Source organism: Ruegeria sp. HKCCE3926, assembly GCF_017872515.1.
Taxonomy (GTDB): Bacteria; Pseudomonadota; Alphaproteobacteria; order Rhodobacterales; family Rhodobacteraceae; genus Ruegeria.
In genome coordinates this window covers 776,412-801,959 of the sequence record NZ_JAEDOU010000001.1, presented here as the reverse complement: position 1 = coordinate 801,959, position 25,548 = coordinate 776,412, and the positions used below count along the sequence as shown (strand labels likewise).

At 59.4% G+C, this 25,548-nt stretch carries 31 protein-coding genes; 15 read left to right on the top strand and 16 right to left on the bottom strand.

What is annotated here, in order from left to right:
• Nucleotides 1–22: 22 nt before the first annotated feature.
• Complete coding sequence (locus tag I9184_RS04115; protein WP_209832929.1) at nucleotides 23–562, bottom strand: N-acetyltransferase; 540 nt, start codon at nucleotides 560–562, stop codon at nucleotides 23–25.
• Nucleotides 541–804, bottom strand: coding sequence for a hypothetical protein (locus tag I9184_RS04110; protein WP_209832927.1), 264 nt, complete (start codon nucleotides 802–804; stop codon nucleotides 541–543). The genes I9184_RS04115 and I9184_RS04110 overlap by 22 nt, the downstream gene beginning before the upstream one ends.
• Between I9184_RS04110 and alr the strand changes: the two genes are divergently transcribed.
• From alr to I9184_RS04095, 3 genes are read left to right on the top strand one after another with little or no spacing between them, the layout of a single operon-like run.
• Nucleotides 803–1,837 carry an alanine racemase gene (gene alr, locus I9184_RS04105; protein ID WP_209832925.1) on the top strand — a complete coding sequence of 345 codons (1,035 nt, stop codon included), beginning with the start codon at nucleotides 803–805 and terminating at the stop codon, nucleotides 1,835–1,837. The two genes, I9184_RS04110 and alr, sit on opposite strands and share 2 nt — an antisense overlap.
• The gene (locus I9184_RS04100; protein WP_171723157.1) at nucleotides 1,834–2,616 is read left to right on the top strand and encodes an ABC transporter permease; all 783 of its coding nucleotides are present in this window, start codon (nucleotides 1,834–1,836) and stop codon (nucleotides 2,614–2,616) included. The genes alr and I9184_RS04100 overlap by 4 nt, the downstream gene beginning before the upstream one ends.
• The gene (locus tag I9184_RS04095; RefSeq protein WP_152458164.1) at nucleotides 2,613–3,359 is read left to right on the top strand and encodes an ABC transporter ATP-binding protein; all 747 of its coding nucleotides are present in this window, start codon (nucleotides 2,613–2,615) and stop codon (nucleotides 3,357–3,359) included. Before I9184_RS04100 ends, I9184_RS04095 begins: the two co-directional genes overlap by 4 nt.
• Here I9184_RS04095 and I9184_RS04090 read toward each other — a convergent pair.
• Complete coding sequence (locus I9184_RS04090) at nucleotides 3,356–3,784, bottom strand: thioesterase family protein (RefSeq protein WP_209832923.1); 429 nt, start codon at nucleotides 3,782–3,784, stop codon at nucleotides 3,356–3,358. The two genes, I9184_RS04095 and I9184_RS04090, sit on opposite strands and share 4 nt — an antisense overlap.
• 102 nt (nucleotides 3,785–3,886) lie before the next feature.
• On the opposite strand from I9184_RS04090, the gene I9184_RS04085 reads away from it, so the two are divergent.
• The 5 genes from I9184_RS04085 (at nucleotide 3,887) to purF (ending at nucleotide 9,558) form a co-directional block, all read left to right on the top strand.
• Nucleotides 3,887–4,339, top strand: coding sequence for a paraquat-inducible protein A (locus I9184_RS04085; RefSeq protein WP_209832921.1), 453 nt, complete (start codon nucleotides 3,887–3,889; stop codon nucleotides 4,337–4,339).
• A gap of 150 nt (nucleotides 4,340–4,489) precedes the next feature.
• Entirely contained in the window at nucleotides 4,490–5,272 is a 783-nt protein-coding gene (locus I9184_RS04080) for a DNA repair protein (protein ID WP_209832919.1), read from the top strand.
• Between the two features lie 121 nt (nucleotides 5,273–5,393).
• The gene (gene radA, locus I9184_RS04075) at nucleotides 5,394–6,758 is read left to right on the top strand and encodes a DNA repair protein RadA (protein ID WP_152458168.1); all 1,365 of its coding nucleotides are present in this window, start codon (nucleotides 5,394–5,396) and stop codon (nucleotides 6,756–6,758) included.
• 40 nt (nucleotides 6,759–6,798) lie between these two features.
• Complete coding sequence (locus tag I9184_RS04070) at nucleotides 6,799–7,392, top strand: CvpA family protein (RefSeq protein ID WP_171632054.1); 594 nt, start codon at nucleotides 6,799–6,801, stop codon at nucleotides 7,390–7,392.
• Nucleotides 7,393–8,034: 642 nt separating this feature from the next.
• Nucleotides 8,035–9,558, top strand: coding sequence for an amidophosphoribosyltransferase (gene purF / locus I9184_RS04065; protein ID WP_171723152.1), 1,524 nt, complete (start codon nucleotides 8,035–8,037; stop codon nucleotides 9,556–9,558).
• Nucleotides 9,559–9,582: 24 nt separating this feature from the next.
• Here purF and I9184_RS04060 read toward each other — a convergent pair whose 3' ends face one another.
• The gene (locus I9184_RS04060) at nucleotides 9,583–9,858 is read right to left on the bottom strand and encodes a hypothetical protein (RefSeq protein WP_209832917.1); all 276 of its coding nucleotides are present in this window, start codon (nucleotides 9,856–9,858) and stop codon (nucleotides 9,583–9,585) included.
• On the opposite strand from I9184_RS04060, the gene I9184_RS04055 reads away from it, so the two are divergent.
• Together I9184_RS04055 and I9184_RS04050 are read left to right on the top strand one after the other, a co-directional pair.
• Entirely contained in the window at nucleotides 9,857–10,105 is a 249-nt protein-coding gene (locus I9184_RS04055) for a hypothetical protein (protein ID WP_152458171.1), read from the top strand. The two genes, I9184_RS04060 and I9184_RS04055, sit on opposite strands and share 2 nt — an antisense overlap.
• A gap of 42 nt (nucleotides 10,106–10,147) precedes the next feature.
• Entirely contained in the window at nucleotides 10,148–10,792 is a 645-nt protein-coding gene (locus I9184_RS04050) for an SDR family NAD(P)-dependent oxidoreductase (RefSeq protein WP_171632046.1), read from the top strand.
• 60 nt (nucleotides 10,793–10,852) lie between these two features.
• Here I9184_RS04050 and I9184_RS04045 read toward each other — a convergent pair whose 3' ends face one another.
• The 4 genes from I9184_RS04045 to I9184_RS04030 form a co-directional block, all read right to left on the bottom strand.
• Nucleotides 10,853–11,695: an ATP-binding protein gene (locus I9184_RS04045; protein WP_209832915.1), complete on the bottom strand. Its 843-nt coding sequence runs from the start codon at nucleotides 11,693–11,695 to the stop codon at nucleotides 10,853–10,855.
• A 116-nt stretch (nucleotides 11,696–11,811) separates the two neighbouring features.
• Nucleotides 11,812–12,693: a twin-arginine translocase subunit TatC gene (tatC, locus tag I9184_RS04040; protein WP_209832913.1), complete on the bottom strand. Its 882-nt coding sequence runs from the start codon at nucleotides 12,691–12,693 to the stop codon at nucleotides 11,812–11,814.
• The gene (gene tatB, locus I9184_RS04035) at nucleotides 12,690–13,148 is read right to left on the bottom strand and encodes a Sec-independent protein translocase protein TatB (protein ID WP_152458175.1); all 459 of its coding nucleotides are present in this window, start codon (nucleotides 13,146–13,148) and stop codon (nucleotides 12,690–12,692) included. The genes tatC and tatB overlap by 4 nt, the downstream gene beginning before the upstream one ends.
• Before the next feature lie 6 nt (nucleotides 13,149–13,154).
• On the bottom strand, nucleotides 13,155–13,370 hold the full coding sequence (locus I9184_RS04030; RefSeq protein ID WP_152458176.1) for a twin-arginine translocase TatA/TatE family subunit: 216 nt from the start codon (nucleotides 13,368–13,370) through the stop codon (nucleotides 13,155–13,157).
• A 222-nt stretch (nucleotides 13,371–13,592) separates the two neighbouring features.
• Between I9184_RS04030 and I9184_RS04025 the strand changes: the two genes are divergently transcribed.
• Nucleotides 13,593–13,898, top strand: coding sequence for a hypothetical protein (locus I9184_RS04025; RefSeq protein WP_171231525.1), 306 nt, complete (start codon nucleotides 13,593–13,595; stop codon nucleotides 13,896–13,898).
• Nucleotides 13,899–13,919: 21 nt separating this feature from the next.
• Nucleotides 13,920–14,591, top strand: a complete 672-nt coding sequence (locus I9184_RS04020; RefSeq protein ID WP_209832910.1) for a YafY family protein — start codon at nucleotides 13,920–13,922, stop codon at nucleotides 14,589–14,591.
• Between the two features lie 58 nt (nucleotides 14,592–14,649).
• Here the strand turns inward: I9184_RS04020 and I9184_RS04015 are convergent, their stop codons facing one another.
• The 8 genes from I9184_RS04015 to I9184_RS03980 all read right to left on the bottom strand — a co-directional run bounded on the left by I9184_RS04015 (nucleotide 14,650) and on the right by I9184_RS03980 (nucleotide 22,085).
• Nucleotides 14,650–15,816: a LysM peptidoglycan-binding domain-containing protein gene (locus I9184_RS04015; protein WP_171723149.1), complete on the bottom strand. Its 1,167-nt coding sequence runs from the start codon at nucleotides 15,814–15,816 to the stop codon at nucleotides 14,650–14,652.
• A 63-nt stretch (nucleotides 15,817–15,879) separates the two neighbouring features.
• The gene (locus I9184_RS04010) at nucleotides 15,880–16,530 is read right to left on the bottom strand and encodes a protein-L-isoaspartate(D-aspartate) O-methyltransferase (RefSeq protein WP_152458180.1); all 651 of its coding nucleotides are present in this window, start codon (nucleotides 16,528–16,530) and stop codon (nucleotides 15,880–15,882) included.
• Nucleotides 16,527–17,309, bottom strand: coding sequence for a 5'/3'-nucleotidase SurE (surE, locus tag I9184_RS04005; RefSeq protein ID WP_171632035.1), 783 nt, complete (start codon nucleotides 17,307–17,309; stop codon nucleotides 16,527–16,529). Before surE ends, I9184_RS04010 begins: the two co-directional genes overlap by 4 nt.
• 114 nt (nucleotides 17,310–17,423) lie before the next feature.
• The gene (locus I9184_RS04000; protein WP_171115602.1) at nucleotides 17,424–18,518 is read right to left on the bottom strand and encodes an ABC transporter ATP-binding protein; all 1,095 of its coding nucleotides are present in this window, start codon (nucleotides 18,516–18,518) and stop codon (nucleotides 17,424–17,426) included.
• An 80-nt stretch (nucleotides 18,519–18,598) separates the two neighbouring features.
• Nucleotides 18,599–19,648 (bottom strand): methyltransferase domain-containing protein, encoded by a 1,050-nt coding sequence (locus tag I9184_RS03995; RefSeq protein WP_209832908.1) that lies wholly within the window; start codon nucleotides 19,646–19,648, stop codon nucleotides 18,599–18,601.
• 106 nt (nucleotides 19,649–19,754) lie between these two features.
• Nucleotides 19,755–20,867 (bottom strand): hypothetical protein, encoded by a 1,113-nt coding sequence (locus tag I9184_RS03990; RefSeq protein WP_209832906.1) that lies wholly within the window; start codon nucleotides 20,865–20,867, stop codon nucleotides 19,755–19,757.
• Nucleotides 20,868–20,869: 2 nt separating this feature from the next.
• Nucleotides 20,870–21,649: an SDR family oxidoreductase gene (locus tag I9184_RS03985; RefSeq protein ID WP_209832904.1), complete on the bottom strand. Its 780-nt coding sequence runs from the start codon at nucleotides 21,647–21,649 to the stop codon at nucleotides 20,870–20,872.
• 73 nt (nucleotides 21,650–21,722) lie between these two features.
• On the bottom strand, nucleotides 21,723–22,085 hold the full coding sequence (locus I9184_RS03980) for a nuclear transport factor 2 family protein (protein WP_171362741.1): 363 nt from the start codon (nucleotides 22,083–22,085) through the stop codon (nucleotides 21,723–21,725).
• 109 nt (nucleotides 22,086–22,194) lie between these two features.
• On the opposite strand from I9184_RS03980, the gene I9184_RS03975 reads away from it, so the two are divergent.
• From I9184_RS03975 to I9184_RS03965, 3 genes are read left to right on the top strand one after another with little or no spacing between them, the layout of a single operon-like run.
• The gene (locus I9184_RS03975; RefSeq protein WP_209832902.1) at nucleotides 22,195–23,799 is read left to right on the top strand and encodes a peptide chain release factor 3; all 1,605 of its coding nucleotides are present in this window, start codon (nucleotides 22,195–22,197) and stop codon (nucleotides 23,797–23,799) included.
• Between the two features lie 49 nt (nucleotides 23,800–23,848).
• Nucleotides 23,849–24,592 carry a hypothetical protein gene (locus I9184_RS03970; RefSeq protein WP_209832900.1) on the top strand — a complete coding sequence of 248 codons (744 nt, stop codon included), beginning with the start codon at nucleotides 23,849–23,851 and terminating at the stop codon, nucleotides 24,590–24,592.
• The gene (locus tag I9184_RS03965) at nucleotides 24,589–25,518 is read left to right on the top strand and encodes a glycosyltransferase family 2 protein (protein WP_245217971.1); all 930 of its coding nucleotides are present in this window, start codon (nucleotides 24,589–24,591) and stop codon (nucleotides 25,516–25,518) included. The genes I9184_RS03970 and I9184_RS03965 overlap by 4 nt, the downstream gene beginning before the upstream one ends.
• Nucleotides 25,519–25,548: the final 30 nt, after the last annotated feature.

Sequence of the window (25,548 nt, the reverse complement as noted above, 5' to 3'; positions counted from 1 at the left end):
AAAGCGAATAAACCGATCCCGCCTACCACAGCAATGGATTGTTCAGCGCGGAAACGCATCCCGACGGGCCTTTCAGCGGTTTCAGGTCAATACCGTCTAGCGCCTGTCCCAACCAGCCGTGCGGATGGCTGAGTTTCAGCGGTGGCTGAGCAGTATCCTCGGTGATCTGCACAAAACCCGTTTTGCAATAATAGGCCGGGTCGCCATAGGTCAGTGCCACGTCCACACCTGCCGCCCGCAAGCGATCCAGACCATAGGTAATCAGCGCCTGTCCAATACCTGTTTTTTGCTTGCCCGTTTGCACGGCCATCGGCGACAGGATGAACACATTGCGCGTATCCTGCGAAAACGTCATCCGGGAAAAGATGGCACAGCCAAGCAGCTCGTGATCCTGTAGAGCCGTGCACACAAGGATATCTTCAGGCGGCGTGGTGTTGAGCAATTCACGTACGAATGCACCTATTGCCGCCCCTTCCTCTGGCCCTTCCGATGCGGAAAAAACGTCGGCAAAAAGACGGATGATCTCCGACGGGTCCCGGGTCAAACCGGTAGAAAAATCCATGGCTCCCTCATGAGTTGACGTTGCGCCCGGTCTTTACCGGAACCGAACGATCCGGCTCTCAGGATCGCTTTAACCTTGACGTGAAGACAATCCCAAAAACCTGCAACCATGGCGGAATGCTGCCATTTCTTCTGGTTTTTTGGTGTTTTCCGTAACAACAGACCAAACACCAACATAAACCGACAGGTAAATGCGCCATTCCCTCTTGACCTTAAGCGGCGCAATGTCATGAACAGTGCCATGAGTACTGCACGTTTGACGATCAATCTTCAGGCGCTCGCCAGGAATTGGCGGGCGCTCGACGCGAAAACCGGGGTCGAAACCGGCGCCGTGGTCAAGGCCGATGCCTATGGGCTGGGTGCCGGGCCCGTCAGCGATACGCTGGCCGAGGAAGGCGTTCGCAAGTTTTTTGTGGCGGCCGCAGAAGAAGGCGCCGCTGTCCGCAATGCGGTTGGCCCCGGCCCGATGATCTTTGTCTTTTCCGGCCATATGGAGGGCGACACAGACCTTCTGCGCGCCAATGATCTGACGCCGCTGATCAATTCGGGCGAGCAGTATCAGCGCCATATGGAGGCCCTGCCCGACCATCCCTTTGGCATTCAGCTGGACAGTGGCATGAACCGGCTGGGGCTGGAACCCGCCGACTGGGCCCAACTGCGCCCAAGGGCCGAGGCCCTGAACCCAGCCGTTGTCATGTCTCATCTGGCCTGCTCGGACGAGCCAGACCACCCGATGAACAGGCAGCAGCTAAAAACCTTCCGCGAGATGACCGACGGTATCGCCGCGCCGCGTTCTCTGGCTGCGACCGGCGGTTTGCTTTTGGGGCCCGAGTTCCATTTCGATTTCTGCCGCCCGGGCATCGGCCTGTATGGCGGCCTGCCCTTTGCGGATGCCAAACCCGTTGTCACGGTCGATCTGCCTGTCATCCAGGTGCGCAAGGTGGCCGTGGGCGAAACTGTTGGTTATGGCAACAGCTGGGTTGCGCGCCGGCCGTCCCGTATAGCCACAGTCGCGGCCGGGTATGCAGACGGCCTGCATCGCGCCATCGGGGGCGGCATCGACGCCTTCGCCGGCAATCAGCCCTGCCCGGTTGTTGGCCGTATCTCGATGGACCTGATCACGGTGGATGTCACGGACCTGCCCAAAGACCCGGAACGCCTGCGTATCCTGAATGGCCATCAGACCATCGATGATCTGGCTGAATCTGCCGGGACAATTGGCTATGAGATCCTCACATCAATGGGCAATCGCTACTCGCGGGGCTATGTGGAATGAACCCTCTCACCGCGCTCGAAGGTCTGGGCCGCACGGTTCTGAGCCTGCTTGCGGCCTTTGGCCGGGTGGCACTGTTCGCGCTTGATGCGATTTCGCATATTCTGCGCCCCCCCTTCTATCCGCGCGAATTTGGCATGGCCCTGCTGAACATCGGCTGGCTGTCTCTGCCGGTCGTCGGCCTGACCGCGATTTTCACCGGCGGTGCGCTGGCGTTGCAGATCTACGCCGGCGGCGCGCGTTTCAACGCCGAAGCCGTGGTGCCCCAGATCGTCGCCATCGGCATGGTGCGAGAGCTTGGCCCGGTTCTGGTCGGCCTGATGATTGCTGCGCGCGTGACCTCATCCATCGCGGCCGAAATCGCCACGATGAAAGTGACCGAACAGATCGACGCGCTGGTCACGCTGTCGACCCACCCGATGAAATACCTCACCGCCCCGCGCGTTCTGGCCGCCCTGATCACTGTGCCGGCTTTGGTGGCAGTGGGTGACATCATCGGAATTGCCGGCGGCTACACCGTCGCCACGCAAAATCTGGGCTTCAACCCGGCCGCCTATCTGAAAAACACGGTCGATTTCCTGGAAACCCGCGACATCGTCTCATCGCTGGTCAAAGGTGCAGCTTTTGGCCTGATCGCGGCCATCATGGGCTGTTACTACGGCATGAATTCCGGCCGTGGCGCACAAGGCGTCGGCCGCGCCACCAAAGGCTCCGTCGAGGCCGCCGCCGTACTGATCCTGGCCGCAAACTTCGTTCTCACAGGGGTATTCTTCTCGCTATGATCCGGATGGAGAACGTACACAAGGCCTTTGGCGACAACCACGTGCTGCAAGGCATGAACCTTGAGATCCCCAAGGGCACCTCGATGGTCATCATCGGCGGTTCGGGCACCGGCAAATCGGTCGCCCTGAAATGCATTCTGGGCCTGATCAAGCCCGACAGCGGCATGATCTATGTGGACGGCAAAGACGCCAGCAAGGGCGACCGTGATGCCTTTCTGGCCCGGTTCGGTATGCTGTTTCAGGGCGCGGCCCTGTTTGATTCACTGACCGTCTGGCAGAACGTCGCCTTCCGCCTGCTGCGCGGCTCGCTGAAACGTCCAACCGAGGAAGCCCGCGAAATCGCCATCGAAAAACTGCGCCGCGTAGGTCTGAAATCCGACGTGGCCGACCGCTTTCCGGCGGAACTGTCAGGCGGCATGCAAAAACGTGTGGGTCTTGCACGCGCCATCGCCGCCGAGCCCGAGATCATCTTTTTCGACGAACCCACCACCGGCCTCGACCCGATCATGTCCGGCGTCATCAACGATCTGATCCGCGAAATCGTGACCGAGATGGGTGCCACCGCGATGACCATCACCCACGACATGAGTTCCGTCCGCGCGATTGCCGACAACGTCGCCATGCTGCACGGAGGCGTGATCCAGTGGACCGGCCCGGTCAGCCAGATGGATGCCTCGGGTGATCCCTATGTTGAGCAGTTCATCAGCGGGAGCGCAGAGGGACCGATTGAGGCGGTGCGTTAACCTTCGCTCTTTGCCAGCCACTTTGCCGAGCGTTCGAGAACGTCCTGAGGAATAGCTTCGGCGCGCCTTGTCTGCAGGTTGAGCAAGACGCATATAAAAACCGTCGAAAATGTCGTTTCACCGTCCATCACTCGAACTAATTTGTGGCTGAAAGTCATGGACTTCGTTCCTACTTTCAGGATTTCGCTTTCCATTTGGATCGCCTCGCCAGCACTCAATTCCGCAAGGAAATTGCTTTCTGCATGGACCACCGCAAAGGATAGCTTTCTTCCTGACCGCATGTCTTCGGACGTCAGCCCCAACTCTGCCTGCAACGCAAAAACGGAATCCGAACATGCCGCAAAATACTTGGACACGTTCATATGCCCCAGAAAATCACAGTCCGATGGATCGACAATTGACTTGAAGGCCACAAAACCCGACATCATTCCTCCCCGTCTAAAAATAACTCAGTGGCGAGTGCTGGTTTAAGGTAACCATATCAAATCATCGCCGCAAATTTCGAAATCTTACCTAGACGCCCAGTCATGCCTCTCCGCCTCGCCACCCTCTCCCTCCTGATCCTCTACCCCATCGCATGGTTCGCCCCGCTAATGCGCGCGGGGTTTCTGCCGATCTTCGGCCTCAGCGAAATCAGTGTCATCACCGGCCTCCAGTCCTTATGGAAATCCGACGTTTTCCTCGCGCTGATCGTCACCATCTTCGCGCTCTTCGCCCCGTACATCAAAACCATCGGCACCGCGCTGATCCAATGGAACCTGCTGGATGCCCGCGTCCAACCTGCGCTCAATATCCTTGGCAAGCTGGCCATGGCCGACATTTTCCTGATTGCGCTTTACATCACTTTGGCCAAGGGCATCTCATACGCCACCATTGAGACGGCATGGGGTCTCTACCTGTTCACGGCCTGCATTTTGGCTTCGATCGCACTGGGTCATATTACAGAGATGACATCCACTTCACGAAAAGCTCAGACCTAATTGATTGAAAACACAAATCTAAGTATCATCTTCATATTTCGAGCAGCAGTGTTTTGTAGTTTTCGGGTCCGCAGCGGATCGTACGCAATCGTTTGATTACCTTCCGCTTCGGCCCGGTGTGTACCGGTTTGAAGAAGGAGTACGACGATCATGGCCGCCCTCCACAGTATCACATTGCAATTTCAGAATGCCTTTTTAAGACTGACTTTTTTCCTGATCTGTTTGGCGGCCTTGTTGGCCGTTTCAGCCACATTGTTATCCGCTTTGGGCGTATTGCCCTGGCTCTCGATGCAGGCCGGATTTGGCGAGGCACCGGCAAAGGATGCCGGCATGTCCATCCAGATTGGCCTGACAGCGCTGATTCTCATGCTGGCGTTTTACCTGCCGGCCAATGCCCGAATGATGGCGCTGGAAAACAACCACCGCAAATTTGCGCTCAATATGCATGACATCGCGGACGCGTATCAAATGGCCCATGCCGCCGATCGCGGCGGGCTGTTCATGATGTCGTCCGAGTTTGACGCCGTCAAGGAACGCATGGGGTTTCTGCGCCAGCACCCCGACCTGCAATCGCTCGAGCCCGAGATCCTGGAACTGGCCGCACAGATGAGCCAGATCAGCCACGAACTGGCCCGGACCTATGGCGATGCGCAGGTCGAACGCGCGCGGATGTTCCTGCAACAGCGACAGGAAGAGATCGAACTGTTTCAACAGCGTCTGGAAGAGGCGCAGGTCATCCAGAACGAATTGCGCCAATGGACGCGGGATGTGGAAATGGAAGAGACGATCGCCAGGTCGCAACTTACCCGCCTGCGGGATGAGCTGTTCGAGCTTCTGCCCGAATTGTCGACCCAACTGCACACACCGCGCAACAAGGGCGCCTCAAAGGCGTCCAGCGTGGTTGCAATGTCGCCCCTTCGACCGGCGGAATAGGCGCGTCAGCGCCCGCTGCGGACGATGGCCCAACCGGGCCTGAGGCCGCAGCGCGCCATCGGCGGTGAGGAACGCCCGCAAGGGCTTGAAGAACCGCCCAAGCTCGGGCACCAAGTGCGTCATGGCAAAGACGACATCCTTCTCCTGCTCGGCCTGCGGTGCGACGCATACACGATGGTCCGGACGCTGCGACGGTTGCGGCGAATGGAACACCATCGTTCAGGACGCGCCCATATCGACTGGCCCGGCCAGAAAATCCCTCGGCGGCAAACGCGGCCAGTCCATCGCACTCACGGATTTGTCCACCGAGGAAACACCGCCGCCCCGCACCCTCTGCGGGGTCGAGGAGTTGGACCGTGTTCTGGGCGGCGGGCTGGTCCCGGCCTCCGCCCTGTTGGTGGGAGGAGACCCCGGCATCGGGAAATCGACCCTGCTGCTGCAAGCCGCAGCGCGTTTCGCGCGTGCGGGCGTGAAAACCATCTATGTCTCGGGCGAAGAAGCCAGCGCACAGGTGCGTATGCGCGCCCGCCGTCTTGGGCTTGAGGACGCCCCCGTTCAACTTGCCGCCGAAACCAACCTGCGCGACATCCTCACGACGCTGGAAGCCGAAAAACCAGGCCTAGCCATCATCGATTCGATTCAGACGATGTGGGCAGACAATGTCGACAGCGCACCCGGTTCCGTATCACAAGTCCGGGCCGCGGCCCATGAACTGACCACGTTTGCGAAACGGCACGGTGTTTCGATCATCATGGTTGGCCACGTCACCAAGGAAGGCCAGATCGCGGGCCCTCGCGTGGTCGAACACATGGTTGATACCGTCCTTTATTTCGAGGGCGAGCGCGGCCACCAGTTCCGCATCCTGCGCGCGGTCAAGAACCGTTTTGGACCAGCGGACGAAATCGGCGTGTTCGAAATGACCGGCAAGGGTCTGGCGCAAGTGACCAACCCCTCGGCCCTGTTCCTGTCCGAACGTGGCAGGCCAAGCCCCGGCTCTGCAGTTTTTGCGGGCATTGAAGGCACCCGACCCGTGCTGGTCGAATTGCAGGCTCTGGTCGCACCCTCGCCCCACTCACAGCCCCGCCGCACCGTTGTTGGGTGGGACAGCGGGCGGTTGGCAATGATCCTTGCGGTGCTCGAGGCCCGCTGCGGCATTCCCTTTGCCGGGCTCGACGTCTATCTCAACGTTGCCGGAGGTTTGAAAGTGAGCGAACCCGCCGCCGATCTGGCTGTGGCTGCCGCCCTTCTGAGTGCCCGAGAAGACACAGCATTGCCCGCCGACACGGTCGTTTTCGGAGAAATCTCGCTGTCCGGGGCACTTAGACCGGCCCCACAGACCGAAAACAGGTTGAAAGAAGCGCAAAAACTTGGTTTCACGGCGGCAATTGCTCCGGCTGGTGGCAAAACCGGCACTGTGGCAGGTCTGACACTCACCCGACCCTCTGATTTGGTGGGGTTTGTTGGCGAAACCTTCGGAGCAGGTTAAAGTCGCGCCCCGAGGGGCAGAAAAAGAACAGGCGAGGGCCATGGAAGGTTTTACTATAATTGACGGGGTCGTCGCCCTGATCATCGTGCTGTCGGGCTTGCTGGCCTACTCACGTGGCTTCATGCGCGAAGTTCTGGCCATTGCAGGCTGGGTCGCGGCGGCCGTTCTGGCATTCATCTTTGCCCCACAGGCTGTGCCGCTGGTCAAAGAAATCCCTGTGGTCGGAGATTTCCTGCGCGACAGTTGTGAACTGTCGGTGATCACCGGCTTTGCAGCCGTCTTTGCCGTGGCTTTGATTGTGGTCAGTATCTTCACACCGCTGTTTTCATCGCTGGTGCAGCGCTCGGCATTGGGCGGTCTGGATCAGGCGCTGGGGCTGTTCTTCGGCATCGCGCGCGGCATTCTGCTGGTTGCAATCGCCTTCTTTGTCTATGATACGGTCATGACCGGCCAATCCTATACAATCGTGGACGAAAGCCGCTCGGCCAAAGTGTTCGAGCAGTTCAGCAGCCAGATTGAAGAGCAAAACCCCGAAGCCGCTCTGGGTTGGGTGACTGCACAATACGAAGAACTGGTCGCCAGCTGCACGGCAGGAAACGAACAACCCGAAACCACAGCACCAACTGACGGGTAATCTTGGGGTGCATTGCGTGATGAAAGCCCGGCACTGTCCGGGCTTTTTCGATTCAAACATACCCTTCCCCGCCACAGACCGTGCAGCGGATCGTTTTCAGCCCAAAACACCCGTCGCATCGGCTGGAGATCGGTTTGCCAAGAATATCCCGGCTTTTGACAACTTCGCCCGCCCCGTTGCAGATCTGACAGGGCGCCCGGCCCATTCCCCGGCACCTGTGGCACCGTTGTTTGATCCGGTCCTGCTTCTTTTGAGGTTTATGTTGCCACATTCCGGCCCTTTGCGTGCTTCACCCATCCTGTTTTGCACATATTAATTAGCATGACAGCACATTTGATTGCACATGTCATCTTCTTCCTGACCCTGCCCCGATCCGCGAAATCCCGACCTGCGGCAATAGGTGAGTGTGATACTTTGATGACAGCCACGCCAATAGGCATTATGTGGAGGCCAACCCGCCACGGAATCGGAGCCACCGATCTTGTTCTTTCTGTTCGAATGCGCGCTGGTCGTTGTGATGGTCGCCCTATTGGCGTCTTTGTCGCCTGCCACCAAACCGACCGCACGCGCCTTGCAGAGGATCCGATGCCGAACGGCGGTCAACCCTCAGGTCAAATCGTCATAGAAGTTGGAGCCCCTTAAATGTGTGGGATTTTGGGAATCGCAAGCCGGACACATGATGTGTTTGCCGAAATCTATGACGGGCTGCTGATGTTGCAGCACCGGGGTCAGGATGCCTCAGGGATCGTGACCTACAACGGCGAATTCTTCCGGGAAAAGAAGGCCAACGGTCTGGTAAAGGATGTGTTCAACGCCCAGGATGCAGAAACCCTGTTGGGTCGTGTGGGCATGGGGCATGTGCGCTATCCGACGGCGGGGTCCCTCAGCGCGGCCGAGGCGCAGCCCTTTTTCGTGAACGCCCCTTACGGCATCTATCTGGTTCACAACGGCAACATCACCAACACCGCCGAACAGCGCGAAAAGGTTACCGGCAAATACAGCCGTCACCTGCGCACCACGTCAGACTCTGAAATCCTTCTGAACGTGCTGGCCGACAAAGTGGCGGACGCGATCAAGGTGAATGGCAACGGCGAACCCATCCGCAATCTGTTTGCCGGTGTGAAGATGACGATGGAACGCGTTCAGGGCGCCTATTCCGTGATCTGTCTGGTCGCGGGTGTCGGTATGTTGGCCTTCCGCGATCCGTTTGGCATTCGCCCACTTTCGGTCGCCAAACGCGAAGTGGACGGAGACGGTGATGATTACGCCTTTGCCTCGGAAGACGTGGCCTTTGGCATCAACGGCTTTGAAAAGCTGCGTGATCTTCGCCCGGGTGAGGCGATCCTGATCGATCTGGACGGCAATATGCACGAGTTTCAGGCGGTCGAAGGCAAGCTGACACCCTGCATATTCGAGTATGTCTACCTGGCGCGCCCGGATTCTTTGCTGGATGGTGTTTCGGTTTACAAGACGCAGATGCGCATGGGCCAGACGCTGGCGAAACAGATTCAGGACTCGGGGCTGGAAATCGATCGGATCATCCCGGTGCCCGACAGCGCCCGCCCCGTGGCCCTGGAAGCCGCAAAGATCACCGGCATCCCCTATCGCGAAGGGCTGGTGAAAAACCGGTATGTCGGGCGTACGTTCATCATGCCGGGTCAGGCAGAGCGGCAGAAATCCGTCCGCCGCAAGCTGAATGCCGTGCCGCTGGAATTTGACGGCCACAGTGTTCTGCTGATCGACGATTCCATCGTACGGGGCAACACCATCAAGAAGATCGTTCAGATGTGCCGCGATGCCGGGGCCAAGAAGGTCTATGTCGCCAGCGCCTCGCCGCCGGTGAAATACCCCAATGTCTACGGTATAGACATGCCAACCAAGGCCGAACTGATCGCGAACGGCAAGGAAATCGAAGAGATCCGCGAAGAACTGGGTGCCGACGCCCTGTTCTATCAGCACCTGGAAGATCTGATCTGGGCCGCCAAGGAGGGCAATCCCGAGATCGAAGCCTTCGACTGTTCCTGTTTTGACGGCAAGTACATCACGGGCAGCGTCAGCGAAGGTTATCTGGACAATCTGGAGAACAGCAGCCGTGTCAGCCAGAAGCGCGCCGACATGCAGGTTCCGGGCGAGTCTTGGAACGCGGCGAAACTGGCCTCGGGCTGAGCGGACGAAACGGGACTGACACCGTCAGTTTTCCATTCTGAAAAGCGAATCAAAACGGCGGAACATCCCGGCCAACCGATAGCTGTCGACCGGCTTGATTGCTGTCATGGGATGTGAATGAGTGGAAATCTGCCACAACCAGTCGGCGAATTCCACGCAATCACAAGGGCTTTTTTCAAGGGCGCCAAATCGTGATGACACCTGTCCGTGCAGCGCTTTTGTTCGCTTGAGCGTTTTGCTATCTGGCCGCGACCACTCACTCAAAAAGGGGTCCGGGCCACAGCCCGGTCCGCGGATCATGTCAAACGCCAAAGTCCAAAGCGCGGCCACACAGCGGGGCGCGCTGAAGAAGAATTCCGTCTCGGTTCTGGGCGTATTCGGGCCGAAAGCGGATATGCGCGCCCTGATGCGCCTGTCATCAGGCCGCGTGAAAGAAGTAAAACCCGGAAGCCGCGTTGCCTCGGGCACAGTTATCGCGATTGATGAGCATGGCATAATGCTGCGACAAAGCGGCCAGACCCGGCGTATCGCCATCCCCGGCGGCTGATCACATCTTGACGCCCCGCGCGCGGGGGTTCAAACCGCAGGCATGACCGATACGACCAAAATCGCCCTGATAACCGGGGCCTCGCGCGGGCTGGGCGCTGCCCTGGCCGAAGCGCTGGCGCCCGAATACCACATTGTCGCCGTCGCCCGGACCACTGGCGGGCTGGAAGAACTGGACGATCGCATCAAGGCCAAGGGTGGCTCTGCCACGCTGGCACCGATGGACATCACTGATCCGAACGCGATGGCAACCCTGTGCCGCGGGATCCATGACCGTTGGGGCAAGGTGGATTTGTGGCTGCATACGGCCATTCACACTTCGGCGCTGACACCGGTACATTTCGTTGACCCCAAGGAATGGACCAAGGCAGTCAACACGAATGCAAACGCAACCTCGGTCCTGATCCCATATGTCGCGCCGCTGCTGGGTGAAAACGGCCACGCGGTGTTTTTCGATGACCCGAAAGCCGGTCACAAGTTCTATGGCATCTATGGTGCCACCAAGGCCGCGCAAATGGCGCTGGCCCGCAGTTGGGCGGCCGAGACCGAACGCACCGGTCCGCGCGTTTCGATCGTGGAACCAGCACCGATGCCGACCGCCGTGCGTGCCCGGTTCCACCCGGGCGAAGATCGCGATGCACTGACGAGCACCGCAGATGAAGCTGCGCGGATCCTGGCGCTGCTTTAGGAAATGGCCCTGACGGGCCATGCCTCCGGCGGGGATATTTTTAGCCAGATGAAGCTGGAATCAGGCGATATGAACGCCGTTCCGCCCGGCCAGATCGACGAAGAACTGCCACGCGACACGGCCTGAACGCGATCCGCGCGTGGCCTGCCATTCAATTGCATCGGCGCGCAGGATTTCGGCATCGACCGAAACGCCATAGGCGGCACAATAGCGGTCGATCATGGCAAGATATTCGTCCTGATCGCAGGGGTGGAATCCCAGCCACAGACCGAAGCGGTCGGACAGTGATACCTTTTCCTCGACCGCCTCTGACGGGTTGATGGCGCTGGAACGTTCATTTTCAATCATGTCCCGCGGCATCAGGTGACGGCGGTTCGAGGTCGCGTAGAACACCACGTTTTCCGGGCGACCTTCGATACCGCCATCCAGAACGGCCTTGAGCGATTTGTAATGCTGGTCATCGTGACTGAACGAAAGGTCGTCGCAAAACAGGATGAACCGATAAGGCGCCGCGCGCAGGTGGTTCAGCAGACGCGCGACCGAGGCCATATCCTCGCGCTGTAGTTCCACAAGCTTCAGGTCAGGATGATCTGCGCTCAGCGTGCCGTGGACGGCCTTTACGAGGCTGGATTTGCCCATCCCGCGCGCGCCCCACAACAGTGCATTGTTTGCCTTGTAGCCGGCCGCGAAGCGGCGGGTGTTGTCAAGTAACGTGTCGCGCGACCGATTTATGCCGACCAGCAGATCCAGATCGACGCGATTGATCTGTTCGACCGGTTCCAGGCGTTCCGGTTCCACATGCCAGACAAAGGCAGGGGCCGCATTGAAATCCGGTGTGGCCAAAGGCGCCGGCGCCATGCGCTCCAACGCGGCAGCAATACGGTTCAGGGCTTGGTCGTCCATCGGCTTCTCCGGTCAGATACGGATCGGTTCAAAGCATGTTCTGATTGGCGCAACAAGGCCCGCGAACGAAAAAGGCGCGCCCGAACGGGGCGCGCCTCGGCTGTTGTTTCAGCAGGTTACTTGTCGTCTTCGAATTCCCGCATCAGATCTTCGTCCGCTTCGGCTTCTTCATCGTCGTAGTAACCTTCAGCCCGCAACTGCTCTTCCCGCTTCCTTTCAACCCGGGCCACCAGGAAGATCGAAATCTCATAAAGGCCATAGACCACCACAAAAAGGATAATCTGCGTGATCACGTCAGGAGGCGTCACGATCGCCGCCAGCACCAGAATGCCGACCACCGCATATTTGCGCACGGCCCCCAGACCCTCAGAGCTGACCAGACCTGCCTTGCCCATGAGGGTCAGAAGAACCGGCAATTGGAAGCACAGCCCAAAGGCCACGATGAACTTGATCGTCAGGTTCAGGTATTCCTGTGCCGAACCCTGAAACACCACGCTCAGCGGTGCAGCCGTTGCGCCATCGGCCACGGCTTCGCCTTCAGCGCCGAATTGCTGGAACCCAAGGAAGAAGTCATAGGCCAGGGGCGTGACGACATAGAAAGCAAAGCTGGCGCCCAGAAGGAACATGAAGGGCGAAGCCAGCATGAAGGGCAGAAACGCATTCTTCTCTGACTTGTAGAGGCCCGGAGCCACAAAGCGCCACATCTGCATCCCGATATAGGGAAACGCCAGAATGAAGCCCCCCAAAAGCGAAACCTTGATCGCGACAAAGAACCCTTCCTGCGGCGAGATGAAGATCAGGCCGCAATCCTGTCCGCGCTCGGTCAGGACCTCACACAAAGGGTTGGTCAGAAAATTGAAGATCGGCGTGGCCACCGTAAAGCAGATGATCATCCCGACCAGAAAAGCCACGACGCAGTGGATCAACCGCGTACGCAGCTCGGCCAGGTGCTCGATCAATGGGGCCGAGGTATCTTCGATCTCGTCGGTCTTGGTCATGTTTCGCCTTCAGTCTTCAGCGCCGCTTCGGCTTCTTCGGCCTTGGCCAGTGCCTCGGCAGCTTCCTTGGCCTTGCGCTCGGCGGCAGCGCGGGCCGTTGAGGCCTGAATTTTCTTGGCCTGTTCGGCTCGCTCGGCTGCCAGTTTACCGGTTTCGCTGTCAGGATCGAACTTGGTGGGATCCATGCTTTTTGCCATATCCTGCGCGGCTTGTTTCACGCCGTCCATGGCCGAACCAACCGGATTCGCGGCGGCGTTGAGACCTTTCTTGATCTCGTTCACACCGGCCTGATCGGCGGCCTCGTTCATGGCGCTGCTGAATTCGCGTGCCATGCCACGGGCCTTGCCGACAAACCGCCCGACATTGCGGAACAAAACCGGCAGGTCCTTCGGCCCGACAACGATCAGGGCGACAATGCCGATGACCAGAAGTTCGGTCCAGCCCAGATCAAACATCTGCGCTTACGCCTTGTCTTTCTCGGTTTCAGGCGTCACGTCCTTGGCCAGTTCCGACGCGTCCTGTTCCAGTTCTTCCGAACCGTCCTTCACGCCCTTCTTGAACGCGGTGATGCCTTTGCCGACTTCGCCCATCAGCGAGCTGATCTTGCCGCGACCAAACAGAACCAGAACCACAACGGCGATCAGCAGAAGACCGGGAAGGCCAATATTGTTCAGCATCTCATTTCTCCTTTTTCATCGGCGCCCTTGTGCGCCGGGAATATGAACTGGGTCCGTGTTTACGCCCCCAGGCCCTGTCCCAAAAGGGATCCGGCACAGATTGAGGGCGAAAATTGACCTCATCTGCAAAAAACTATGGGCTCGCATTTTCCAACTGACAGGTTTATGTCAGTTGGAAGTGGCTAGAACGATGGCATCGAAACCTGGTCAACGGAGACTCACATGACCCATGTTGCTGAAATCGTCACCTTCACTCTTGCCAACGGCACCACCCCTGAAGAGTTCGTAAAGCTCAGCAAGGCATCCGAAGCCTTTGTTCGCAGCGCACCTGGCTTTGCCCATCGACAGCTCAGCCAGGGCGCAGACGGCCGCTGGACTGACTATGTCGTCTGGACGGACATGAAGGCCGCGCAGGACGCTGCGGCACAGTTCCCGCAACAGGAATGTGCAGCAGGCATGATGGCGGCCATCAACCCTGAAAGCGTTCAGATGCGCCATGAGGCTGTTTTATGGAACATGACTGCCTAGGCGCGGTCCGGACGGCGTGTCATGCGCCGAACTGACCGCCTGTTCGATATCATCCAGATCCTGCGCGACGGAAAACTGCACCGCGCGCAGGACATCGCGGACCGGCTCGAGGTGTCGGTCCGTACCATCTATCGCGACATGGACACGCTGGTCGCCTCGGGTGTTCCTGTCGAAGGAGAGCGGGGTGTGGGTTACATGGTGCGCGAGCAGATCACCCTGCCGCCGCTGAATCTGACCCCGGCCGAGCTTGAGGCCCTGAACCTCGGCATGGCGATCGTGGCCGAAGCCGCAGATCCAGACCTGAAAGCCGCCGCGAACTCTCTGGCAGACAAGATCGATGCCGTCCTGCCCACACAGGTTGTGGCCGAAGCCGAAAGCTGGAAATTCGCGGTCTACCCTTTTGCAGATGCAGCCCGCGGGCTTGCACATATGGCTCCGATCCGCGCGGCCATCAAATCACGCCAAAAGCTTCGGCTGTCCTACCGCCGCATTGACGGCGTTCTGACTGAACGCACAATCCGTCCCTTGCATATGGAATACTGGGGACGGGTCTGGACACTTACCGCATGGTGCGAATTGCGAAACGGTTTCCGTGTCTTCCGTATCGACCTGATCGAATCCGTCTCGCCGCTGCCAGAGATCTTCGCAGACGAGCCAGGAAAACGCCTGAGCGACTACGACCCAAACGCCTGACAGGCAGCCGTATTCAGAAGTGTTTCGGGCAGAGGCACAGCCCGAAACGAGCGATGTATCATTTCAGGTAGGGATCTGGATCCACTGATTCAAACCCTTTGCGCACCTCGAAATGCACATAGGCATCGTCTCCGCCCCTCAACTGCGCCAGCTTTTGTCCACGGCGTACACGATCCCCTTTCTTGACGGTGATGCCATCAACATTGGCATAGACCGTCAGCAGATCGTTTTTGTGTTTGACCACGATGATCGGAACCTGATCCGCGTCCGCGGTAATCGCCGCTACGGTTCCGGCCTCAGCCGCGGTGACGGCTGTCCCGGGGGCCGCAGCGATGTCGATACCTTCGTTCTTGCCCTTTTTATAGCCGCGGATGATGGTGCCGCTGACCGGCAGGGACAGGGCCGTAGATCGCGTGTTTGTCGGGGCTTCGGCCGTCACATCAGGGGCTTCAGCGCGCGGCGCGACCTTTTCGTCGGGCAAGGGCTGCGTGGCACTTGGAGGCGTCGGCGTCGGCGACCCCCGCCCCGGCTCCGTTACCTCGGTGGCCGCAACCGGTGCCGTTGCAGCAGCGCTTTGACGTGGCGCGGATTGGTTCTTGACCGGGATCAACAGAAACTGACCTTCACGCACGGTGAAGTCGGACCCCAGGCCGTTCCATTCCGCCAGCGATTCCACCGGAACCTGATAGAGGCGCGAAATTGTGTACGCCGTCTCGCCGCGCTTGACCTTGTGGCGGACAGGTTCCGGCCCGCTTGCGACGGGCGCCGGGGCTGGCTTGGCGGGCTCCAGCGTCGTCGTCCGGACGCCCCCCGTTTCAGGGGCCTGATCAATGGCGGCTCCGGCAACTGATGCGATATCTACGCCACTGCCTGCACCTACCGAACGCGGCAAGGCCAGAACTTCGCCCTCTCGCAGGGTATCGGTTGTCTGAAGGCCGTTGAACCGCGACAGCTCACCCTCGGGCAGGCCGACACGCGCGGCAACATCGCGCACCGTGTCGCCGCGTCGGGCCACGACAACCTGGTAGTTCGGATAGGTTATCACCCCCCGGCTGTCGGGCGACGGGCGCGACGTTGTTGCCGACTGCACTGCATCAGTGGTCGAAAATCCGCCGACCTGACCGCGCAGGTCGTAATCCAGTGGCCCCTCACACCCGGCCAGAATGGCCAGAGCGGCCACTCCGGTCGCGCAGCGACGCATAGCTGATTTGGATACTGCACTCATAATACTGTCCTCAACGCCCGCCCCTGTTGTCCGGGGTTCCGGCGACCAAATTTATCAAGCCTGTTACGCCTCGTCCTTGCCAAGCCCCTCAAGCAGGGGCACGAAACGGACCGACGTCAATTCTTCATAGTCCAGGCCGGCCTCGGTGCGCGTTACTTTGATCAACTGCTGCACCGTGTCCGACTGACCCACGGGTAATACCATAATACCCCCGATTTTCAGCTGCGCCAAGAGCGGTCCCGGAGGGTCTTCGGCTGCGGCCGTCACGATGATCCGATCAAACGGAGCCTGTTCCGGCAAGCCAAAGGATCCATCCGACAACATGGCCGTGATATTCGTAAGCCCCAGATCGGCAAAAAGCTTCCCTGTCTCGCTGACCAGCCGCCGATGGCGTTCGACCGTATAGACCCTGCGCGCCAGTTTCGACAGGATTGCGGCCTGGTAACCTGACCCGGTTCCGATCTCGAGCACGGTATCGCGCGGCCGAACGTCCAGCGCCTGCGTCATGAGACCAACGACCGACGGCTGACTGATCGTCTGACCGCAAGAGATCGGCAATGGCATGTCCTCGTAAGCGCGATCTGCGAACAGGCCGGTGACAAAGCGGCCCCGATCAACCTGTTCCATTGCCTCCAGAACGCGCGCATCCGTGACCCCCCGTTTGCGCAGGGCAAACAGGAACTGCATCACGGTTTCCGGGTCCAGTCCGCTCATTCGACCGCCTTCAATGCCTCCAGCATGTCATATGCGGTCAAGTCGGCGCGCATCGGTGTAACCGAGATATAGCCTTCGAGATTGACCGCAGCATCCGTTCCCGGCGCAGTCGGGTTATGCTGATAGCCACCCTTGATCCACAGGAACCGCCGCCCCGAGGGCGAGCTGTGCGGCTCGACCGTAAAATGCGTGTCGCGCCGGAATCCCTGCGCGGCAACGCGCGTACCGCGCACTTCATCTGCCGGAACAGGGGGGAAGTTCACGTTGTAAAACAGGCGGTAATCGCCCTGCTCGACCGGGGTTGCATCCAGAATACGCCGGACCAGATCGGCCCCGAACCGCGCGGCAGCCTCGAACGGGTCGTCCAGCCCCAGATTTTGCGGGCCGAAATACTGTGACAGAGCAATCGCAGGAACCCCCTGCAGCGCCGCTTCCATCGCGCCGCCGATAGTGCCCGAATAAAGCGTGTTCTCGGCCGAGTTGTTGCCCCGGTTCACGCCGGACAGGACCAGATCCGGCGGGCAGTCTGACATCACGTCATGCAGCCCCGCCAACACACAATCCGCAGGCGACCCTTCCGCCGCATAACGCCGTTCGCCCAACTTGGCGATCATCGTGGGATGGGTATAGCTGATGCAATGCCCAACACCCGATTGTTCAAAGGCGGGCGCGACCACCCAGACCTCACCATCCGGACCTGCCAGTTCGGCAGCGATCGCCTCCAGCGTGATCAAACCCGGAGCGTTGATCCCGTCATCATTGGTCAGAAGAATACGCATGTGCCCGATTTACCCCCGCGTTTGGCCCTTGATAGACCCAGCCCCGCGATGCGGCAAGCGACGCGACCCTGCAATCTGAGGCTTTCGCGCACCACTTGCACGGAAATCGCGAGGTTAACTCTGCGCCTCGGGGAAAACGAAACATTTGTCGCGACGAATGGTCAGCCACATGACACGGCCCGGATTGGGCACAAAGACATTGGGGACCGTCGCCCTGAGGATCGAGCCGTCGTAGTCCATGCGAAACTCGACCAGGCTTTCGTTTCCCAGAAAACGCGCGCGCTCGACCACGCCCCGCGCGGCAACGCCATCAGTTGCGGTCGGCAGCGGGCCCTTGCCGTTACGGTCGAAATCCAGTTTGACATGCTGGGGGCGAAATACGATCTCGACATCCGTTCCATCCGGAATACCCGGTGCCAGAAACTGGCCGAACGGCGTGTCTGCCAGCGCTCCGTTCACCTGCGCCCGCAACACGTTGACATCACTGAAAAAGGCCACGGCAGCCTTGTCCGCCGGCCGGGTATAGACATTGTATGGCGCGCCCTGCTGGACGATCTTGCCGCGCCGCATCAGCGCGATCTCATCCGCCATCCGCATCGCCTCTTCCGGTTCATGCGTGACCAGCAGAACGGCCGCATCCTCTTCCTTGAGAATGGACAGCGTCTCATCCCGAATACCGTCGCGCAGACGGTTGTCGAGGCCCGAAAAGGGCTCGTCCATCAGCATGATCCGGGGCCGTGGCGCCAAAGCGCGGGCCAGGGCCACACGTTGTTGCTCGCCGCCAGACAGCTGATGTGGGAACCCGTCGATGAACCGCATCAGGTCCACTTTGCGCAAAAGCTCTTCGACCCGGGCTCGTTTTTCGTCCTTGCTGCCTTTCAGGCCAAAGGCCACGTTGTTGGCCACGCTCAGATGAGGAAACAGCGCAAAGTCCTGAAACATCAACCCGATCTCGCGCCGTTCCGGGGGCACCCGAAACACGGTGTCGCAGATCAGTTTGCCATCGACGTAAATCTCGCCCGAGTCCTGCATCTCGACCCCGGCAATCATGCGCAGGGTGGTGGATTTCCCGCAACCTGACGGCCCCAGCAAACAGGTCACCTTGCCGGCCTGCACCGTCAATGACACGTCATCCACAACGACCCGCCCTTCGAACCGGCGAACAATGTTGCGAATTTCCAGACGCGGAGGAGTTGCGTTACCTGTCACCGATGGACCCCATTGCCTTTCCCGATCAAATCCATCGGGCTTGGGCGGGGATAGCAACCCCGCCCTTCAGGTGCAAGAGATCAGCAGCAACCGCCGGATGATGCGGTTTCGCCTGTTGCCTCGAACGGGCTTTCGCCGCCGCAGCCTTCGAAAATGCCGAAATGGGTGGAAAAATCGCCGATAAAGTCGAAATGGCGGGCAAACCGCGTGTCCCGCAGCATCATCCAGGTATTGCCGCAGACCGGAAAGACCTTGCCGGCTTCGATGACATGGTGATCGTCCAGAACAAACGCATGCGGCGCGTTGGGAACGGTGCCTTTGTAGACCACCGCCTGGCCGTAATCCTCGCAGGCCGGTTCCAGCTCCGGCAGCTTGAACAGACGGTAGGTCGCCGACAGGAATCTGAGCGGGGCAACACGATCCTCCAGCGCAGGATTCTCGATGGTCAGCAGGCGGTGCGTCACCCGGCGCGGATCACCGAAACCTGCCTTGCGCGCCATCGACAGAAAGTCATTCCAGTACAATGCACCCGACAGACATTCGCCATACAGAACCTCATCCGCGGCCATCGCCTGCGGGACACGGCGGTCGGCATAGACGTCCGAGAAATACATCTCGCCGCCTTCTTTCAGCAACCGATGCGCGCCGCGCAGCACGGCATCCTTGTCGGTCGCCAGGTTGATGACGCAGTTCGAGACGATGATGTCGAACGATCCGGGTTCCAGATCCAGTTCCTCCAGCGTCTCGATATAGCCGTGATGGAATTCCACATTGCTTTTGGCGTGCCCAAAGGCTTGGACGTGATAGTCCTGATGCGCGCGGGCAACGTCCAGTTGTTCGGGCGTCATGTCCACACCGACGACCCGGCCCTTTTCACCAACCATGGCAGACAGCGCATAGACGTCGCGCCCCGCCCCACAGCCAAGATCGAGGATCGACATGCCCTCGAGATCCAGAGGCGCGATCAGACCGCACCCGTAATATCGGGTCAGCACATCGTCATGAATCCTGGACAAAATCCGCTTGAGATGATCCGGCATGTCGTCCGGCGTGCAACAGGCGTTGGTCTGCAAGTCCGCACTGCTTTGCAGAACTTCACCATAATAATTTCGTACCGAATCGTGTTTCATCGCTGCTTCCCCGTCATGCTAGCCTGTACGCAGCTAGTGCAGTGGCCTTGCATTCGCAATCCGGCCACGGTCGTTCTGACGAAAGCGTGAGTGTTCCTGCACCCAACTACTCCAGCAACTCAAAGTCCACACCGGCACGGACAACGCCGTTCACCTGAACCTCAAGCCGATGCGCGCCGGGGATCAGCCTGAAGGTAGAGGCATCACCCTTCAGCCTGTGACGCTTGGCCAACGTGAGCCTGCCGTTGTTCAAAGCCGCCTGTTTCAGCTTGTACACCCTGGGTGATGTTTTTCCCGCAGGGCGCTGAAAATAAATAATATAATCCACCAGAACCGGTTGTTTCCCTGCCCCGGTCAGATCAACGGAAAACTCCAGCGCTTCGCCGATACGGGCCTCGGAACTCAGATCAATTGTCACGGCGATATCCGCATCAGGGTCATATCCCAGCATCTTCATCGCCTCAGGGTGCCCGGCCTTGACCAATCCGCGCAGCGTATGAGAGGTCATCCACTCCAGCTCTGCCGCGGTCTGTCGCGCCTCGGTGCGCCACTTGTCCAGACGCCCCAGCACCAGGCTCGGGTCTTTCTTGGTGATATCATTCAAATGGTTGGCCACCGACCGCGTCACATACCGGGTTGGATCGCCGTGCAACCTGTCCAACAGCGGCAACGGGTCCGTCAGACCCAGATCAATGCCCTGCCCCCATGGCAGACGGGGCCGCGTTCCCTCGCTGACCAATCGGCGCACGTGATAGCTGCCGTGGGTACACCAGTCCTGCATCCGCCCAAGCACCCTGTCTGGGGCATGGTTCAGGAAAGGCCGAATGGCCCATTCCATCGAAAACCGCTGCGTCAGCTCCTCCAACACATCCAGAGACAGATCGACGTGATCCAGCCCGATGGCCGCAACCCAGTCTCCCAGCGGCGCGAAAATGAAATCGCCAAAATCATCATCCAATCTGGCAGGGTCCAGCGGAGGCGGCAAAGACCGTAAAATCACCGGGGCGACTGTCGGCAAGTCGCCCGGCACGGCCTGTTGCAGGCATGTCGCGATCCAGCTCATACGCTGTTTCAGTTCCAGTTCAGGCAGGCGCGACATGACCTGTGCCTGAAACGCAGAGGCGTCGAAGCCCGGTTCAGCATCCAAGAACAAGTCGCTGAGAAAGCGGACTTTCTCAGCGTTGAACAACTGATCTTTCAACGAAAACCCCTGCGCCATGATCACATCGTCAGGTTGGTCGCACCGCCGTCCAGCAGGATATTCTGGCCAACGATGAAGCCCGCATGTTGCGAACACAGAAACGCGCAGGTCGCACCAAACTCCTGCCGCGAACCATAGCGCCTGACCGGGATCGTCGCCGCTCGGTTGGAACGCGCTTCGTCAATTGAAATACCCTGTTGCGCCGCCACACCGCTGTCCAGAGATTCCGCTCGGTCCGTGGCATGGATGCCCGGAAGCAGGTTGTTGATGATCACCCCGTGTGGCGCCACCTGACGCGAGGTTCCGGCCACATAGCCCGTCAGACCTGTACGCGCCGCGTTTGACAGGCCCAGAACCGCAATTGGCGCACGCACGGATTGCGAGGTGATATTCACCACCCGGCCCCACCCCTTTTCCATCATTCCGGGAAGCAGGGCCTTCATAAATGCAATCGGCGTCAACATGTTGGCATCCAGCGCCTTGATGAAATCATCACGCTCCCAGTCCGACCACGATCCGGGCGGCGGTCCGCCGGCATTTGTCACAAGTATATCAACGCCCTGCGCGGCCTCGATCACCTGCGCCTGACCGTCGGGCGTGGTCACGTCGCAGGCCACGGTCTGCACCTCGACGCCGTGCTCTGACCGCAGGCGTGCGGCTTCAGCCTCCAACACCTCGGGGCCGCGTGCGTTCATCACCAGATTCACGCCAGCCGCGGCAAGCGCCTCGGCGCAGCCAAGACCCAATCCTTTGCTGCTGGCACAGACCAGCGCGCGTTTTCCTTGAATTCCCAGATCCATCGGATCCTCCCTGTCAGTCATCGCCGCATGTCTAGCACCGGCCAGACAGGGAAGACCAGAAACGGATCATCGATCAATAGAAGAACTCTTCCCGGATGATCTTGCCGTCGGCAACGTGATAAACACCCACTTCGCGCATATCGAACGCTTCGCCGGTTTCCTTCACGGTGCCCTGCACTTCGAAAATCACGGCAAAACGGTCGTCGCCATGAGGAAGCGGATCGCTGACGGACGCACCAGACACTTCATGCGCGCTTTCCCACCACTCATGCTTGCCACGGATGGCGTCGATTCCTTTGGTTTCCCGACCCATTCCCTGAAAATCCTGCCCTTCGACCGACACCGCATCCGGCGCATACAGCTTGGACAGGTTTTCTTTGGCCCGGTCTTCCCGGCAACCAGCCACGAGTTCATCGGCAATCTCTTTCAAATTCATTGATCCACTCCATCATTTGTTCACTATATGTTCTTTTTGCCACAGACCCATGATTCGTACCAGACCCTTTGTCTTGCTTCGGCAGGATTCCCCGCATATACGCGCGCTCATGCTTGATACCTCGAACCAACCCATCCTGCCGCCCGAGATCGCCCGGCGCCGGACATTCGCCATCATCTCGCACCCGGATGCGGGAAAGACTACGCTGACGGAAAAGTTCCTGCTGTACGGGGGCGCGATCCAGATGGCCGGTCAGGTGCGTGCCAAGGGCGAGGCGCGGCGGACCCGGTCGGACTTCATGCAGATGGAAAAGGATCGCGGCATCTCGGTCTCGGCCTCAGCGATGTCGTTCGACTATGGGAACTTCCGGTTCAACCTGGTGGATACACCCGGCCACAGCGATTTCTCGGAAGACACCTATCGCACGCTGACAGCCGTGGACGCGGCCGTCATGGTGATCGACGGCGCGAAAGGTGTGGAAAGCCAGACGCAGAAACTGTTCGAGGTCTGCCGCCTGCGCGATCTGCCGATCCTGACCTTCTGTAACAAGATGGACCGCGAAAGCCGCGACACGTTCGAGATCATCGACGAAATTCAGGAAATGTTGGCCATCGACGTCACGCCCGCCGCCTGGCCCATCGGCGTGGGGCGCGACTTCATCGGCTGCTATGACATGCTGCGCGACCGGCTGGAACTGATGGACCGCGCCGACCGCAACAAGGTGGCCGAAAGCATCGAGATCAACGGGCTGGACGACCCCAAACTGGCCGAACACGTCCCCGAGCATCTGCTGGATAAGCTGCTGGAAGAGGTCGAGATGGCGCGCGAACTGCTGCCTGCGCTTGACCCGCAGGCGGTTCTGGAAGGCCACATGACCCCGATCTGGTTCGGCTCCGCCATCAACTCGTTCGGCGTCAAGGAACTGATGGAAGGCATCGGCGCCTATGGCCCGCAGCCACAGGTTCAATCCGCTGAACCCCGCCAGATTTCCCCAGATGAAAAGAAAGTTGCAGGCTTTGTCTTCAAGGTTCAGGCCAACATGGACCCCAAGCACCGCGACCGGGTGGCCTTTGTCCGCATGGCCAGCGGCCACTTCAAGCGCGGCATGAAGCTGACCCATGTGCGCAGCAAGAAACCGATGGCGATCTCGAACCCCGTATTGTTCCTGGCCTCTGACCGCGAGTTGGCGGAAGAGGCCTGGGCCGGTGACATCATCGGCATTCCCAACCACGGGCAGCTGCGCATCGGTGACACGCTGACCGAAGGCGAAGCGCTGCGGGTGACCGGCATTCCGTCGTTCGCGCCGGAGCTTCTGCAAGGCGTCCGCGCGGGCGACCCGATGAAAGCCAAGCATCTGGAAAAAGCCCTGATGCAATTCGCCGAGGAAGGTGCGGCCAAGGTGTTCAAGCCTTCGATCGGCTCGGGCTTTATCGTGGGGGTCGTGGGCGCGTTGCAGTTCGAAGTGCTCGCCAGCCGGATCGAGATGGAATATGGCCTGCCGGTACGGTTCGAAGCATCGCAGTTCACCTCGGCCCGCTGGGTAAGTGGTGACAAGGCCGAGGTCGAAAAGTTCGTCAACGCCAACAAGCAGCACATCGCGCATGATCATGACGGCGACATCGTCTATCTGACCCGCCTGCAATGGGATATCGATCGGGTGGTCCGTGACTATCCCGCGCTGAACCTGACCGCGACAAAAGAGATGATGACCTGAGGCAACTGTCTGATTGCACAGGCAGGTTTGGCTGTGCAATCCTGCGCGCATGAGTGACGACAAACTGACCTATTCCGGTGGCCTGCCCGACATGCTGGACAGCTATGAGAACCGGCGCAGCCCGTTTCAGTTCGGCACCCTGACCCTGCCCGAGCTTGACGTCAATCTGGAAGAACTGGCCAAGCTCACCGTGCCCAACACCGCCACCGAATTGCCGCCCGGGCGCAGCACCACCTGGGATCGCAAACGCGTTCAGATCGCGCGGGAATTCGTCGGAAAGTCAGAGCTTGCCTTCCTGAACGCCCAGCTGATCTCGAACCTCAGAAAACGCTCCTTTCCGCGTCAGGCCCCTGCGCTGTTCTGCCGGCTGTGGGACGAACAATCCGACCATCTTCTTTCCGCCCTCGACCTGCGTTGGCTGGTGTCGTCTGTTCAGACTTTTGCGGATCACGGTCAAACGCCGACACAGCGCGAGGTCGGACATGCCTTGCGCGTGTTCTTTAGCATGATGAAGCTGTATGAGTTCGAGCGGCTCTTCTCGGGGCTGGCCCCGGAAACGCCGTTTCAGTTCAAGGACAGGAACCACGTCCCGCTGCCCTATCAGATGAAAGGCTTTTCCTTTGAAAAAGGTGGGCTTGACGTCAATCTCATCGCTCCGATCTGGACCAAGGCGATGAATGATCCCACGATTGCGCCGCTGGTGGATCACCTGATGATCCAATTGAACAAGGACCCAGGTGGACTTTTTCGACGCCTGAAACGCATGCGCGACGCCCGCGCACCGCACAAATGACCACCTGGGGCATTGTGTCCATGGTCCGGGGACCAACCGAAGACGTCCTTCGGTTCGTGGCCCATCACCTCGAACTGGGGGCGGATTTCATGTATATCTACATGGACGAACCCAACCGCCCCACGTTCAGGGCTCTGAGAATGCATCCCAAGGTCCGGGTCCGTAACTGTGATGACGCCTTTTGGGAAAAACGCGGACGCGCACGACCGGAAAAGCATCAGGTGCGCCAGTCGGTTCACGCCACTTTTGCCTATCGAAACACCCAGCTGGATTGGTTGACACATATCGATGTGGATGAGTTTCTTTGGCCGGCGGCCCCCATTTCTGATGTTCTGCGCGATGTTCCAGACACGGTTCCCGCGGTGCGTGTCCGCCCGTTGGAGGCCTTGGCCGGGGGCGATGACCTGTACAAAGCTCATATCCCGCGTGGCCCGAACCGCGAAGCGCTGGTCGAGACCATTTACCCGAATTACGGCGCCTTCGTCATGGGCGGTTTCCTGAGTCACGTTCAGGGAAAGCTGTTCGTGCGCACCGGCTTGAAAAACCTAAGCATCCGCATCCACAACCTGTTTCAGAACAAGGTGCTGCTGCCCTGCAAATTCGAGCTTGCCCAGATCGATCTGTGCCATCGTCATGCGCCGGACTGGAACCACTGGATAGCACATTACCAGTTCCGTATGGATCGTGGCTCGTATCAGGCCGGCATGGCTCCGAATGTTCCGCGCGAACAGGGCGGGCTGAACAAGAATGAACTGCTCAACTGGATCGAGGCCGAACAGGGCATGGACGGGCTGCGCGCGTTCTACAATGAAATGAGCGGCGCGGACGCAGAGGTGCGCGCCAACCTGGAACGCCACGGCCTGCTGCGCCACCGCCCTTTGAACCTGGACGAAAAACTACAGAAACACTTTCCCGGAAGTTGCTGAATTGTTGCTAAATTCACCGCAGACAACAGG